The organism is Granulicella aggregans, assembly GCF_025685565.1.
GTDB lineage: Bacteria > Acidobacteriota > Terriglobia > Terriglobales > Acidobacteriaceae > Edaphobacter > Edaphobacter aggregans_B.
Genome location: NZ_JAGSYE010000004.1, coordinates 181467 through 196340 on the forward strand (window position 1 = coordinate 181467; position 14874 = coordinate 196340).

General features: G+C 52.4%; 11 protein-coding genes, 1 tRNA gene and 2 pseudogenes. 8 read left to right on the top strand and 6 right to left on the bottom strand.

Annotated features, from left to right (window positions below):
- Positions 1–99 precede the first annotated feature (99 nt).
- Complete coding sequence (locus OHL18_RS20275) at positions 100–1905, top strand: hypothetical protein (RefSeq protein ID WP_263376702.1); 1806 nt, start codon at positions 100–102, stop codon at positions 1903–1905.
- 909 nt (positions 1906–2814) lie between these two features.
- Here the strand turns inward: OHL18_RS20275 and OHL18_RS20280 are convergent.
- The 3 genes and pseudogenes from OHL18_RS20280 to OHL18_RS20290 form a co-directional block, all read right to left on the bottom strand.
- Positions 2815–4167: an esterase/lipase family protein gene (locus OHL18_RS20280; RefSeq protein ID WP_263376703.1), complete on the bottom strand. Its 1353-nt coding sequence runs from the start codon at positions 4165–4167 to the stop codon at positions 2815–2817.
- A 128-nt stretch (positions 4168–4295) separates the two neighbouring features.
- Positions 4296–5804 carry an aminoglycoside phosphotransferase family protein gene (locus tag OHL18_RS20285; protein ID WP_263376704.1) on the bottom strand — a complete coding sequence of 503 codons (1509 nt, stop codon included), beginning with the start codon at positions 5802–5804 and terminating at the stop codon, positions 4296–4298.
- 80 nt (positions 5805–5884) lie between these two features.
- Positions 5885–7049: pseudogene (locus OHL18_RS20290) on the bottom strand (IS481 family transposase).
- A 171-nt stretch (positions 7050–7220) separates the two neighbouring features.
- On the opposite strand from OHL18_RS20290, the gene OHL18_RS23370 reads away from it, so the two are divergent.
- The 6 genes and pseudogenes from OHL18_RS23370 to OHL18_RS20315 all read left to right on the top strand — a co-directional run bounded on the left by OHL18_RS23370 (position 7221) and on the right by OHL18_RS20315 (position 10982).
- Positions 7221–7985 (top strand): IS110 family transposase, encoded by a 765-nt coding sequence (locus tag OHL18_RS23370; RefSeq protein WP_396274960.1) that lies wholly within the window; start codon positions 7221–7223, stop codon positions 7983–7985.
- 43 nt (positions 7986–8028) lie between these two features.
- A tRNA-Leu gene (locus OHL18_RS20300) sits at positions 8029–8115 on the top strand.
- Between the two features lie 131 nt (positions 8116–8246).
- Positions 8247–8885: a metallophosphatase domain-containing protein gene (locus OHL18_RS20305; RefSeq protein WP_263376706.1), complete on the top strand. Its 639-nt coding sequence runs from the start codon at positions 8247–8249 to the stop codon at positions 8883–8885.
- Positions 8886–9369: 484 nt separating this feature from the next.
- Positions 9370–9585: pseudogene (locus OHL18_RS23375) on the top strand (helix-turn-helix domain-containing protein); the annotation flags it as partial.
- Between the two features lie 9 nt (positions 9586–9594).
- Positions 9595–9732: a hypothetical protein gene (locus tag OHL18_RS20310; RefSeq protein ID WP_263376707.1), complete on the top strand. Its 138-nt coding sequence runs from the start codon at positions 9595–9597 to the stop codon at positions 9730–9732.
- Positions 9732–10982 carry a type II toxin-antitoxin system HipA family toxin gene (locus OHL18_RS20315; protein ID WP_263376708.1) on the top strand — a complete coding sequence of 417 codons (1251 nt, stop codon included), beginning with the start codon at positions 9732–9734 and terminating at the stop codon, positions 10980–10982. The genes OHL18_RS20310 and OHL18_RS20315 overlap by 1 nt, the downstream gene beginning before the upstream one ends.
- 336 nt (positions 10983–11318) lie before the next feature.
- Here the strand turns inward: OHL18_RS20315 and OHL18_RS20320 are convergent, their stop codons facing one another.
- Together OHL18_RS20320 and OHL18_RS20325 are read right to left on the bottom strand one after the other, a co-directional pair.
- Positions 11319–11951: an RloB family protein gene (locus OHL18_RS20320; RefSeq protein WP_263376709.1), complete on the bottom strand. Its 633-nt coding sequence runs from the start codon at positions 11949–11951 to the stop codon at positions 11319–11321.
- A complete protein-coding gene (locus OHL18_RS20325; RefSeq protein ID WP_263376710.1) occupies positions 11938–13227 on the bottom strand; it encodes an AAA family ATPase in 1290 nt (429 codons plus the stop codon). The genes OHL18_RS20320 and OHL18_RS20325 overlap by 14 nt, the downstream gene beginning before the upstream one ends.
- Positions 13228–13322: 95 nt before the next feature.
- Here OHL18_RS20325 and OHL18_RS20330 point away from each other — a divergent pair, with 95 nt between their 5' ends.
- Positions 13323–13697, top strand: coding sequence for a HipA domain-containing protein (locus tag OHL18_RS20330; protein WP_263376711.1), 375 nt, complete (start codon positions 13323–13325; stop codon positions 13695–13697).
- Between the two features lie 480 nt (positions 13698–14177).
- Here the strand turns inward: OHL18_RS20330 and OHL18_RS20335 are convergent, their stop codons facing one another.
- Positions 14178–14738, bottom strand: a complete 561-nt coding sequence (locus OHL18_RS20335) for a TetR/AcrR family transcriptional regulator (RefSeq protein WP_263376712.1) — start codon at positions 14736–14738, stop codon at positions 14178–14180.
- Between the last annotated feature and the right edge of the window lie 136 nt (positions 14739–14874).

The following is a 14874-nucleotide window of genomic DNA, read 5'->3' on the forward strand; positions in this document are numbered from 1 at the left end:
GCGTTCGACCAAACTACTCTGGGACGCTAGTGACTGTATTGAACTGGAACTCTTTCGTTTCCACGTCAGACCTAAAGTGGAACGTATATCATCACTGAAATGAACGAGATCTTAGACCTGGCAACGCAACGCTTTTCCAACTTATCTGAAGCAGAGAAGCGCGTACTGCGGGCTGCGGCAACAGGTGATGCTGCCATCTGCGGATCGAATGGCAATGACAATGACTCTACGAACGAACCGCGTGACAGTGATGGCTGGCATTCCGAAAGAACGATTCAAGCGGAATTCCTGGAATGGCTCTGTACGACGGAAAGTATTTCGGGAAAGGTCAACAGGCAAGGTATTCACATTTATGCGGCAAGAATTGCTGGAGTTCTGAGTTTTTCCTATAGCTCTATACCCTTCCCCTTAATGTTCCAGTTGTGCGCTTTTACGCAAGACGTTTCATTCAAAAATGCACGCCTTCCATCGCTAATTTTCACATCATGCGTTATGCACTCCATCCTTGCGGATGGCGTGGATGTAGCGAACAACGTGCTCATGAATGGCCGATTTGAAGCAGTCGGACAAGTCCTATTTCGCAACGCAAAGGTAGGTGGTGATTTTCGCACAGACGGCGCGACTTTTAGGTACGCGCCAGCAACATCGTTCAATCTCCAAACCGGTAACGCGCTTGGATGCGACAGAATAAAAATCAGCGGCAGCGTATTCCTCTCTCAGTCAGCATGCCAGAGTAGTTTTTACGGGGAAGTTGGGTTTGCTAGTGCATGGATTGGGAGCAATTTCGAGTGCGATGGCGGGACTTTTAGCAATTCGGGTAAAGATAAATTTGCCATCAGAGCGGACCGGATCACGGTAGCAGGAAGTGTATTTTTGCGTAAGGGATTTTCAGCGGTAGGCGCCGTCCGTCTCCTGAACGCAAATATCGGGGTGCTTGACTGTACACGCGGAAATTTTTCCGGGAACGGCCTTACGGCACTGAATGCAGAGGGCGCAAGAGTTGCGGGGGCCGCTGTGCTCGATTTGACCAAGACATCTTCGGGCGGCACACAGCTCCGAGGTTTGGAGGCAATGGATGTGAGCTGTCTCCACGGAGAATTCGATTCAGTGGACCTTCGCCATGCGACTATCCGCCGAGTCTTTCGGTGGAAGGAAGTCATTGGAGCAAATGAAACCCAGCTGGACTTGAGAGATGCAACGATTGGCGGTATTGAAGATGACCAAGCAAGCTGGCCAGATTCTGGATTCCTTCTATTGGAGGGGCTCTCATTCGAGGGATTTACCAATTGCACTAGAGACATTGATGCACGCCTGAAGTGGATTCAACGCGACGCGTCGCCTTCCCCCAGAATTTATAAGCAGTTGGCAGGTGTCTATTCGAAGACTGGAGAAACGCGGAATTCGCGCGAAGCGCTTTTCTATCTTGAGGAACTGCTCCACCGAAAGCAAGAGATGGCCGCTCGGCCCAGGATGCTGAAGCCGTTCGTATATCTCTGGAGGCAATGTCTGAAATGGACAATTGGTTATGGCTACAAATTGGATAGAGCTTTCATCGGGATGCTTCTTCTGACGTCAATCGGCATTGTGGCTTCAGCTTGGGGTTACCAGGAGCGAGTAATCGTTCCGACTGATAAGGATGCCTACGTCTATTTCGAGGCGCATCAGCAGCCACCAGGTTCATATCAACGGTTCAGCTCGATCATGTTTTCCATCGAGCACTCTTTACCGGCAATCAACCTTGGGGTTTCCGGCAGCTGGACATCGAATCCGTCGTTTGAACTTCCGGGTCGAGCACCGTATTCCTATCAACTACGTTGGTGGTTTTGGATCCAAACAATGCTTGGTTGGGGCCTGTCGATATTTTTCATTGCGGGACTCACAGGGCTCGTGAAAAGCGACAAGTAGCAGACTCTAAGTCGTCTGCCAGATTCTGCAGAGGTTCTCGGAGGTCGACTTGTCTTCACTAAACACCTTATGGATTGGTGATAACAGGCGAATGCCTTCATTTCGGGCATACATGATGGTTTTGCACGCTTGTATAGCGAATATCCCTAGGCGGCGCGGTTCGCTGCAACCATGCCCCGTTTGTTTTGTAAAGCATGTCCCCAGGACACTCAGGGGTGAGTGTACCGGGACATGCGTTACGCTGTGGACCTGAGACATCCGTTACAAGCCCCTTGCGGTGTCGATAATTCGGGATTTCGGGGGGGCGCGAGAATAATATCCAGTCTTCGTGGCCGTGGGAATGTGGGAATCCCGAAGGGATTTCCAAAGAGTGTGGGAAGGGTGGGAAGCTGGCATCATGGCTTTCCAAGCTTTCCATACTCTGTCATTTCCATGGCCTTGTTTCCGTGCGCAAGATGCCAGATAAACCGATATGCTGCCACCCAGCGCAACGTGCTGCACTTGCCGTGAGGGGCTCATCGGTCTTCATCGATCGTAATTGATTGGATCTGCGATTACGCAAGCGCTGAGAATCGGTAGGCCTGACGCGCGAATACTCCGATCATTCATGCGCACGAGATTATTTAGGGCAGTATTGGAGAACGAGCCACTCTAGAAGCTGTGCACCCAGCTACAGGTCGCACAAGAACCTCAGCACAACGAAGCTCTACAACAGCCCCGTCTGACGGGAAGGTCAACCTGTTTTTTGTGCGCTATTGGCGGAGAATGTGGCAATAGGTGAGCGAGTGGCAACCGTGACTCATTACGAGTGATGACGGAAGTGTAAATAAGCCGATCAAAAGTGCTTAGACACGCGGTCCTCCGGAGGTCAACAATGCGAGCAGTTCGACCTGCCTGTAGTACAGGTCGTCAACCAATAAGCGGAGCGAATCTATGGTAGAAGAAGTCGACGAGCAGTTCGTGGCTCGGAGAACTCTCTGATGTCGGCTTAACGGAGCTAAAGTGATCGGTATCGCGGAGAGCTACCGGTGCGCCAAAATATCGACCCGCACTCTCAGCAGTTACGACTTGAGACAAAGGTGGCAGCAGCTTACGCTTAATTATGAAATGTGATTCATAAGCTTCTATTCCCGTGAATCGTTTAATAGTCCTGCTATCCACTAAGTCTTTAAATCGCGCATCAAGGTCTCGTACACTCCAATGCCCCCATTGCAATTGTTTGCCGACGCTATGATTAAAAAATGCAGTCAGCAGGCTGAGATGGTCTGCGTATCGAGACCCATAACTCGGGGAAGCTATAAGTATCAGGCCGACATTCTTATTCTTTAATTCAGTCTTATGGCTCTCGATTAAATAACGTGCAACAATGCCTCCCGTACTGTGGCCAAGAAAGATGATGTTTTCATACTTCAGTGGAGCTGGGGAGCCATCAGCCTGCGGTCTCACGAGTGCACTGTAAAGCTCTTCGGCGCAATTTCTGATTTCATAGTCATTACTCTCTAGTTCCGTATAGTATCCTCCCAGATAGACTGATAAGGCCGCAAGGCGCCGATCTTGCGCTATTAGTTCTGGCCAGTATGCTATTGGTTTGTCATCACTATCTGTGGCCAACCAGCATCCCCGGCTGTCGGATAGCACTCCATGAACCATCACTAAGACCGTGTTGCCGTGCCCCTTGTGGTACCAAAGATTGTTGGTACCAGGTTCGGGAAGTCTGGCAAGCCAATTGCTTTCTGGATGCGAGCTTGTAGTCTCATTGTCGGTGAACGAGGCGGCAAGTCCGTCGGAAGTAGCTTCTTTCAGTAGCTCTGCGTCAAAGTCCTGTTCTGCAAGAACTATGCGCAAGTTCCGAGAGCCAGGCACCGAGATAATTTCGGGAACTAAGAACGGGAATCCTGAGCTGCTTTCAAATATTTCTATATCCGAGTTGTCCTTTATAAGCCTTCCACGTTGTCCAGCTGCCACAAACAGGGATATCAAGAGGTTGGTTCTACGGCCGCATGGAAGAATGTCACAGTTCAAGTTTCGCGCGAGCAGCAAAAGCCGAACGGCATAACCAAGCAGTTCTTCTGTCGACCTCGTAGGTGATGCGTCACATTCGGCAAGCGCTTTTATGATAATCGGAATTTTCGCGGCCCGCTGCACACTTGCGACTAAAGCGTTTTGTTCTTCTTCAGACTCAACCAGGTCAGGGGCGGCCGGCAGGCTGACCAGTTTGGTGCCGGACACTCGCCGCGATAGAACTCTCGTGAGTTCGCTCATCCCCCCAGCCTCATAGTAAATTCTGTTATAGCTCGCAAAGAGGAGTGGTAGATCGTACCGATACCCGAGATCGCCACTATCCACGGCGATTCGTATAATTGCTGCTCGGTCTAGGAATAGATTTCGTTTCATTTGGTCGCGTCGTCAATCAAACCCCAGGTCTTGTATGTTTCCTCTACTGTGCCTAGACATTTCCAGTCGACAGAGCCATTATTATTTTGCGCATGTTTCACAAATGCACCTACTTGTTCTAACTCCTTGGTCAGCGAATATAGATGAGCATCATTGCGCTCGATTGATTGCTTCTCGACGTGCTGCTCCCATTGAGCGACCTCGAAGGCAAAACTGGTACAAAGGGTATACAAACAGCGATACTGCTGCATTGATACTGCGGTTGCAGCAACTTCGAGGTTCCTAGTATCGTCTCTACTGTGACGGGCATTGGCGAAATGCTTCAGGGTAATTAGCGAGCGCCGATTGATCGTCATTGCCCTCCAAAGCCAAGTCCATAACGTGTTGGAGGCATTTTCGGCGGCAGATTTTGCAAACGCATTGTGATAAATGCTTGCAATCGAATTTTGTAGGCCGATCATTTGTAAAGAACCCGAAAGCTCCCCTCCTTCAACTCCTGGATCTAATTGTGGCACTCTCCAACCCATAGCGTAATCATCTGCAGCAATCGTAAGGCAAAGACTTTCATCACTTTGTGACGTCAAGCCGATCAATGCTTTACGGAGTAGAACGGAAAATTGTAATAGCTGACACGAAAATGTTTCATCGCTCACCACTGACTTGTGGTTCGCTGCCAGAAAAGCGAGCCCGTCGCAGAACAATTCGATGAAGCGTCTGGCTTGGACATTGTCGCCCGGATTCGGAATGGTCGCGCGAAGACATGACAGCGACTCCGCGGTCAAACCTCTTTCTTCAGTTCGCAATCCCCGCAGTGCCTGTCCGAGGGATATGGTGAAACCAACAAGAACTGAGATTTCATCTGGATTGCTTCGAGCCTTATTATTTGGCGCCAGGCTGATCGTTGGATCGCAACCGCAGAACGCGATTGCGGCAGGAAGAACTGCGGCCTCCGGAGTAGAGGGAGCCAAGTGTTTGCCGCGTGGTCCGAATTCAACATCAATGCCTTTGAGGTGAGGTCGAATCGTTGCATCAATCTCATCGACAGCCGCGATCCAAAGATCTGGTCGTCTGCTAATGGGAGGCAGATGAAGTCGGCCACCCAACTGTCTGAGCAGATCAGCGGTGAATCCCGGAACGATCTTGTCGATCGTCAGTCGTGAGTACTGTATATATCCACAAAGCAGCGAGATGAACTCAGGACGATCGAAACTGAGGAAAGGGGTAAGAAAATCCTCGCTCATTCGCTGTGCAGAGATATCACCCATCGTGCCACTGGCAAAGTCTATAAATTGAGTTTTACCTGACGCAAAGTTGAAGAAAACATGATCTGGGTGGAGATCCAAATGCACGAAGCCCAAGCCATGCATTTTCCCCAGAGTCCATCCAGCTGAACACTTGGCAAACGCGTCGGGATGTAGGTCGAGCTCGCTTAAGCTGTAGATCTCGTCGGCTGCGAAGAGCCGACGGTGTTCGATGTTTGACGGGACATCCCAGGGATTAGGCATGTTGGCCAGGATTATAAATCAGGTAGAGAGGCTTCGTGCATTTAAATAGGAACGACGCGTTACGACCCTGCTTGGCAAACTTAAACCACTCGCCTTGCGGCTCTAAAGCGAAGCTCTTCCACGTTGAGTTCTCCGAGCTCCATGTCTCAAAAGAAGACTCTATAGAGCCCGGGTGTGATCAGCTCGAAAGGCAGTCTGTTCAAATCGAAACACTTCACTGATGAAGACTCTGCTTTTGTGCCAGCTGATATCCTCGCTGTTGTTCACTCGTCTCAGAACGAGTCCCTTGGGGTGCGTGAACTCCGGCAACGTGCGTGGTAGTGGGGTAGAGCTGGGGATGTAGAGACTTGCGGGAACTTGGTTGTTCAGGCCTTCGTGCGGGCGCTCGTTGTTGAATACTTGGCGAAAGTTATCGAAGCGGCTCTGCTGTGCGCGAAGGGTGGGCGCAGGCGGTTTCGTCGTGTCCTCCTTCAGCGTGCGATGCATCCGCTCATGGCGACCGTTTTGTTGCGGTCGGCCTGCTTGAATGCGCTCATGCACGATCCCGAGCTTCATCCAGCCGAGTGAGAGCTTGGACAGCCCCAGTAGCCCCGTACCAGCAAATGGTGCGCCGTTGTCTGTCCTGATCCGTGCTGGCACTCCGTACTCCCGCATGGCTGCTTCGCAGATTGCTCGGACTTGGCTGAGATCCATACGCGAGACAATCTGGCAACGAATCAAATAACGGCTATGCGCGTCGGTGATCGTGAACGGATCGCAGCGTTTACCGTCACCGGTGACAAAGTAGCCCTTAAAATCCATGCACCATAGCTGATTCGGACCCGTGACCATAGAGAACGGCTCTGAGCATGGCATAGTGCGTTTTCTCTTCCTCTGCGGACTAGTTAAGCCCGCACGGCTCAGGATGTTGCCAAAAGTACTAGCTGCAGGCCACACCATGTCTGGCTGTAGCATCTCCAGCCTCGCCTTGAGCTTCCGTGCGCCCCAGGACGGATGCTTGGCCCGAAGCGCAAAGATTGCGTTCTCGACCGGCTCTAGCGTCGCGTGGGAACAACCATGCGGGCGGCGACTGCGATCTACGAGTCCTTCCGGCCCCGTTTCGTTGTAGCGGTTGATCCAACGGTAGCCCGTTGGGCGGGAGATCCCGTATTCACGGCATAGGTCCGCTACTGACATCTCCTCTTTCTGATAACTCGATAAAAACTGAAGACGTTGATCCATGATCCGACTCTCTTTCCAGGGCATACAACATCGTCGTGCGTAGCCCAAAGCTGAGGAATTGTCGCCGTCGCGCTCCGCTGTAAACCATGTCTCCGGTCTGTTTTGTAACGGAAGTGCTAAGTACGCTCAGTCTGTATGTCTCTGCTCGAGTCGAAGCCCGGCTTCGGTTCTCCTGTAGAGAGGAGGACTTGAGACATGCAGACAGTCAGATCATTCGTTGGGATGGACGTCCATAAGGAGACCATCTCGATCAGCGTCGCCGAAGACGGGCGGAACGGCCCCGTGCGGTTCATCGGCGTCATCCCGAACCAGCCGGACGACATCGCGAAGATGGCCAAGCGGCTTGCGAAGCACGGCGAGCTCGACTTCTGCTATGAGGCCGGCGGTTGCGGGTACAACATCTACCGCCAGCTCACAGCGCTAGGCCATAGTTGCACAGTGGCGGCGACCTCGCTCATTCCTCGCAAGCCAGGTGAGCGGATCAAGACCGACCGGCGGGACTCGCAGAAGTTGGCTATCCTGCACCGATCCGGCGATCTGACGAAGGTATGGGTGCCGGATGCGACGCACGAAGCTCTTCGCGATCTGGTTCGTGCGCGTGTGGATGCATCCATGCACCTGATGCGGGCTCGCCAGCAGTTGCTCGCCTTCCTCTTGCGGCATGGCCGCTCCTACGCGGTCACGAGCCATAGCAGCCAGGGCCAAACAGCGGACCGTGTTCTGATCCATGTGGACTCGGCAGAGGGGCACGGCGAATTGCTCAACAGCCGCATGGCTTATGTTTCGGTTTCGCGTGCTCAGTACGACGTAAAAATGTATACAAACGATGCGAAGACCCTTGGGTTTGAATTGAGTCGAGATGTCACGAAGACGACAGCCCTTGATCATCCCGAGGCGGGAGAAAGGATCAAACCGCAATCTGTAGGTTTGGACATTTCATTGGGCTTAAGCCTCGGATGAAGCCTTCACCGTACTGCCCATACTGGGATACAATCTAGGTAATGGCCGAGTGGTGAAATTGGCAGACACAGCAGACTCAAAATCTGCCGAGGGCAACCTCATGTCGGTTCAAGTCCGACCTCGGCCACCATATCTACACCTCATCCCAAGAGCATTTCCCTCACAATTGATGATGTATTTCTCGCTTGGGATACTGAGCAAGTGGAAATACTTCGGCTTTCATGCGGTGCTTGGCTTGCGTGAATCTGCATCAGGTAAGCAATGCGACTTGTAGTTCTTTCCGACACACACGGTCAACACGACAAGATCACAGATGTCCCTGAAGGGGACATCTTGATCCATGCCGGGGATTTCATGAACTCTGGCACAGACCTGTTGGAGATCATCTCTTTTAATCGTTGGTTAGGAGAGCAGCCGTTCAGGCATCGTGTGGTGTGCGCGGGAAATCACGACAAGTATTTCGAGTCTGATCCGGGAACGGCGAGAGCGCTGCTCATGAATGCGCACTATTTGGAGAACTCGGAAATCACGATTGAGGGGATCCGACTCTGGGGTTCACCGTACACTCCAGAGTTCTTTCATTGGGCCTTCATGTATCCTCGCGGAACTGCTGCTGCGAGGTATTGGGACAGCATTCCCGAACATCTCGACGTGCTGATAACCCACGGGCCGCCGTTAGGAATTCTCGATCAGACCGCGCCTCAAACGTTACATCTCGGATGCGCCGAGCTGCTCGATGCCGTTTGGAGCAAGAAGCCAAAGGTCCACCTATTTGGGCATATTCATGGTGGCGCAGGCGAGTTAGAACGCGATGGCATCCGTTTCGTAAACGCGGCATACCTGAATGAGCGCTATAAGCCCAGTCATCCCGGGGGCAAGATTCACTTGATCGACCTTTAGCCCAAGCGGAACCAGCGGAAGCGGCATCAGTACCAGTTTGGGTGCGGGTTGGTACTTCTGATCTAGGCGTCTAAGCGAAGGGGTGGCGTATGAGGCAGTGTGTAAGACCTCCCGGTTTGTCTCGGCACTGCTGAGAAAATTGCAATGGATCGATCTGTCGCCTGATCACCCTCGGCCATTGCAAGCGGTTGGAAGAGCACGCTTGGTTGAGGATTTTGGGCGAAAAACGTCGCCGGGGACCGTGCTTGCCCAGCACTTTTGTCTCCTGACTGATCTAGTGACGTGTTGAAGGTAGAAAAATGACGGCACGTTCTGTCGGGTGGAGAGATCGCCCGAAGACCTGGATAAGGACTTGGGGGCAATCCATCGAAAGATTCCAGGTGGCGGGACTCGTCGCTATGAAAGGCTGCCGTTAGCCGCCTTTTAGTATAACAAGCAATATCGCAAGCAAAATCAGTATATTTTGTGTATTATATTGCTTGTTATGGGGAAGACGACACCATCGCTTGTACCACGGGTTGCCCGCTTGCTTGATGGGGTCGGCGCTCATCTAAAGCTCGCGCGGCTCCGACGCAAATACTCGGCGGAGATCGTAGCGCAACGCGCAGGAATCACTAGGCGCACCCTATCCAAAGTAGAGCAGGGAGACCCGGCGGTTGCGCTGGGGGTCTATGCGCGGGTGATGCAGGTGTTGAGGTTGGAAGACGATTTGGCACTGCTGGCCAAGGACGATGAACTGGGTCGAAAACTGCAAGATGCCGGAATCACCGCCAAACTTAGAGCCCCTAAACGCCTCGCCGCTGCGAAGAATGAGATCGCACTAAATCAAGCAGAAGGACGTGGCTGATGGCGGCTATAGAGACGGTCGAGGTCTATCTGGATGCCGACCAAACAGCCGAGCCAAATCTTATGGGAACGCTCCACTGTCAGCGGAGCGGTAAGGGGGAACTCTTTTCTTTCAAGTACGCTAAGGCCTGGCTTGATCAGGCGGAGGCCTTTGCCTTTGACCCTGACCTCACACTAGGCGAAGGTCATCAGTATCCGTCTGCGGATCGATCGAACTTCGGCATCTTCACCGATTCGTCCCCGGACCGCTGGGGACGCGTACTTATGCAGCGCCGGGAAAATGCCCGTGCGCGTCATGAAGGAGTTCGTCCACGGACGCTGACGGAGTGGGATTTCCTGTTGGGCGTCCACGACGAAACGCGACTCGGCGCACTGCGATTCAAACGGCCAGGCGGGCCTTACGTGGATAGCGATACAAGATTCGCCGCGCCGCCTCTGACATCGTTGCGGGAGTTGCAAGCGGCGAGCCTTCAGTTTGAGCGGCACTTGAACGACGAGGAACATCCCGACTACGCGAAGTGGCTCGCTCAGCTTATAGCCCCTGGCAGCTCTCTCGGAGGAGCGCGTCCCAAAGCTTCCGTCCGAGATGAAAAGGGAGCCCTCTGCATAGCCAAGTTCCCGAGCCGCCAAGACACGCGAGATATCGGAGCTTGGGAGCTGGTGGCCCATTCACTTGCGCGTAAATCAGGTATCCAAGTTCCAGACGCCAGAGCACTCCATTACGCAGAGAGTGCATTCACGACCTTTCTTGTTGAACGGTTTGATCGCACGGCGAGAGGGGGGCGTATTGCTTTCGTTTCAGCGATGACTCTCACACAGCGCAAGGATGGAGAAGCAGGAGCGAGCTATCTTGAGCTCGTTGATCTTCTCCAATCCAGAGGTGCCGATACCCTGGCTGATTGCGAGCAACTGTTCCGTCGAGTTCTGCTGAACATACGCATTCACAATACAGACGACCATCTACGCAATCACGGCTTTTTCGTTGATGCGCAGGGGATTCGTCTTTCGCCGGCTTACGACATCAATCCTTCGGTCGATCGCAATCAGCTTTCACTTGCCATTGACGAAACAGAGAGCGTATGTGAAACTTCCGTGGCTATGGCTGCCTACAAGGCCTACGGAATCTCCTCCGCACAAGCGAATGCAGCGCTAGAGTCTGTCGAAGCGGCTGTGGCGGAATGGAGAACAGAGGCGACCAGGTTCCGAATCCCTAGAGCCGAGCAGGAGCTTATGGCAGCCGCGTTCGAATAGAGCTGCTTTCGCGCCACGTGATCTCATAGGGTTGTTCCATCTGCCGTGGGGGTAGCTCATCACGTTCGCAGGTTGGAAGCTGGAAAGAAAAACTTAAATTTACACATTTTCTTACACACTATTTCGCCGATGCAGGCCAAATAATTGATTATAAGAGCGTTATTGGTGTCCCGGAAGGACTCAAATCTGGGGGTTCGGCCGATGGCGGTTGAAGGTTGGTTGAAAAAGCTCGATATGGCTCCCAAGTCCAAGGCCCATATCGCGGTGTCATGCATTTGCTCTTTGAGTGCGTGGCACTGGCGAACTAGGAGGATTCTCAGCAAAATGGTGAGTCATTCAATCCAACTCAGCCAGTTCAATGAGGAGTTCGACCAGCACATGGACGCGAGTTGATGGATTTTCCCGCTCGGGGGATGGACAGTTCGTCTCGTTCCAGTACCGCTCCAATTTCTTGGCGTTTCTGATCGCGATCTCTTGACGGTTTTTAATCTTTTCGTAGAAAGCTCCATCAGCTTTTTCGTAGACAAGACCTCGATCTGCGAGCATTTTTGCATAGTCTTTTCGGCTGATTGCTGCGTCGATGTAATCGAAGTGAAGAAGATACCAGAGTTCGAATGCTTCGTTTGTCCAAGCAAGCTCAATATTATTGGCTTTGGCAAGGGAGAATGCGGCAGCATAATTTTTGAGAGGAAAACTATCTCGGTCAAAGACACACCACACTTCGCTATAGGATTCTTTGGCGGTAATGGCTTTTTGTTTTGCCTTGACGGCAGCTTTGATCAAGCTGTCGGTATTCATTCCCGTTCCAACGACTTTAACTTCTACGCGCTGACCGTTCGTTGGAAAACAATTCAGATAATCCGCCGAACTCTTACTGTCTTCGCAATAAATGAGCACACGACGCCGCTTTCGCGTGCCTTCTGCAGCCCGCTTCTTAGGGCCACGTGTCCATGGCTTACTTTTCGCCATTGAAAATGACCTTCGGAAATCCGGCGAGATTCGGAACGCCTCCGAATTGCCCGAGCAGATATTCCTTCTCAAAATTGGAATCTTTCCTAACGCCCGGTATTTGCGCTAGGCTGAACAGCTCAGAAGCTCCCAGAGAATTCTTCTCAGCAAACCATATCTGGTCCCGCCGGATTCTTCGTTGATTGAGAAGCCCCTGGTCGTGCGTCGCAAAGATTAGCTGAGCATTCTTCTGATTCGCGGAACTGTTAAATAAACTGACGAGGCGTTTGGTTAAATTGGGGTGCAGACGTGCATCGAGTTCGTCTACTACCAGTACGGAACCTTCGCGGAGGGTATGCAAGAACGGACCAGCTAATGCGAGGAATTGACGAGTACCGGCAGACTCTTCCTCCCCGGCGAAATCAAATTCAACTGTCCCGACAGCCTTTCCTTTCGCATTGAACTTCTGATGCACAGCGAGGATGGTGGTCGCACCTGAAGAGTCATGTGCGAGCATATCGCGGACGGGTTGCGGCAGACTCTTGGGGATCGATGCCAGATATGTTTCACGATCTATATCCTGCCGCTTCACGTTCTCTATACCGAAATCTGCATTCCGAACGAGGTCACGAATCTGCCTACCATATACGTTGTCATCGAGTAACCCTGCTGTGAAGCTCATGTACCCGGCATCCTCGAGCCCCGTAATTACTCGACAGTTCGCTATGTGCTCAACAACTTCGCCAGAGATTTCCCCGTTGAATTGAGCCACTACGGATAGAAAGAGCGCATTCGAACGAGTCCGTTGTTCTAGACCCTTTCCTTCTCGAAATGCCTCTTTAGAAGTAATTGTCTTTGCTTCACGCGTAAACAAGCAAGTTTCACGTATGGAATCCTTCTGCCGAAATAACCATTCGGAGATCACTGCGTTCGCTGTCGCCTCAAAGCCGTACCGGTAGCGTGTTTCATCTTTCAGAAAGATGGCTTCAAAGAAGGTCGGCTCCTTCTCAGTTTTTGCGCTAAGGCGGAATGGCACGACTGGGAGAGATTCGCCTTGCTGCGAGTCCTTTGATGACCCGAGCACTAAACTACGGAACGTCGTAAGGGCGTCGATGAGATTCGATTTTCCACCAGCGTTTGGGCCGTAGATGGCTGCAGCTCGAACGAGTCGAAGATCTGGCTTCTTGAGATGGACAACATTGTCTTCTTCCAGCCAGTCGTCGCTCGTAGCCTCAAGGGAGAGCGTTGTCCGCTCCATAAAAGACTTGAAATTCGCCACAGTGAACTGCAGAAGCATGAGATTCCCTCTAAGAATCAGATTCTACGGTCGAAAGCGAGGATTTTGCAAATTTTCTTCAAAACACCGCTTTTCCGGAATGATATGGAGTCGTCTTGACGGTCATCACGCACTTTTGGAAGGCAGAACGGATCGCTGGACAGCTTGAAGTGCTTTGTGCGGTGACCCGGCGTTGCGCTGGTGGTAACCACGGCTTCTTTGTTGATAAGCCGGGGATTGGTCGTTCGCCGGCTTACGACATCAACCCTCCGGTTGATCGCAATGAGCTTTCACTTGCCATCGACGAAACAGAAACCACATGTGATATTCCGGTGGCCATGAACGCCTACAAGACCTACGGTATCTCCTCCGCTCAAGCGGACGCAGCGCTAGAGTCTGTTCAAGCAGCCGTGGCGGGATGGAGAACAGAGGCGACCAGGTTCCGAATCCCCAAAGCCGAGCAGGAGCTTATGGCAGCCGCGTTCGAATAGAGCGACTCTCTCGCCATGTGCTCTCACAGCTTGAACCCCGTAATTCTGCCCCGACAAGGCAGAATTACAGGCTTGTTCATCGTCGGGCGGGGGCATCTCACCACGTTGCCACGTCCGGGGGATGGAGTGAAAAAAGTGGAAATTTACACATTTTCTTACACACTCACACGTTAGCGATCGGTAACTATAACATTACAAATCGCTTACTTTCTGTCATGAAGGACTCAAAATCCGCCGACCGCAAGGTCGTGGGGGTTCGACCCCCCCTCCCGGCACCATAAATCAACAACTTAAATCGTCGCCGGCTCTATGCCAAGCGTCGGCTTGGTCTATTGTTTGTCCAAGCTTTCGAACCGAGCTGAACGGCCCACGGGACCACCCATCGTTCGCCCCTCACTTCGGAAGTGTCTTCGATGATAGACGCATCGGATGAACTCTGTGGCGACGCGATTTCAGCGGACACACCGAACGGCAGTTCTGTTACGGCGTGGTTAATAGGTCGGGGAGTCTTTTCAGCATGCGTTCGAAGCATGCCGTATCTCCCAGGACCCTCGCGAGGATGAGGGAACCTTCAAGGCGAACGATGGCGTCCTCAGCTTTCGACCGCGCCGCCGCCAAACCGTGTCCGCTCTCCTTTGCGATCTGCGTAAAAGCGTTCCCCAAAGCTTGCATCGCCTCCTTGAGAGCGAGCTGCAACTCCTCGGAACCTCCCCGAATCGAAAGAGCTTCCATCACACAGGACTTTGATCCCCCAACATAAAACTCTCGCAGTCTCTCCGCGACGAACGACACGCGCTTGCGTGGTGATCCGCTTCCAACCAGTGGGTCGAAGACGTTGACCTGAAGCCACGTCACGACGCCACCCGCGATCGCCATCGCGATCGCATCCTTACCGCCGGGATAGCGGTAGTACAGGCTCGCCTTCTCCAGCCCGGTCGCGTCCGCAAGTTGCTTCAGGCTCACGCCTTCAAATCCGTAGGTGCGAAACAGATCTAGCGCCGTTGCAAGAAAGACTTCGTCACTGACGATACGGTGTGCCATGGGACCCTCTACACCTAATAACCTAATATATGCCGAACATTCGGTTGGGAAACAGCATTTAAATTTCGGAAAGATACGTGAATATTTACCGAACGGTCGGCAGTCATATGAGGGCAGCAAGGGAGCCGAGCTCAGA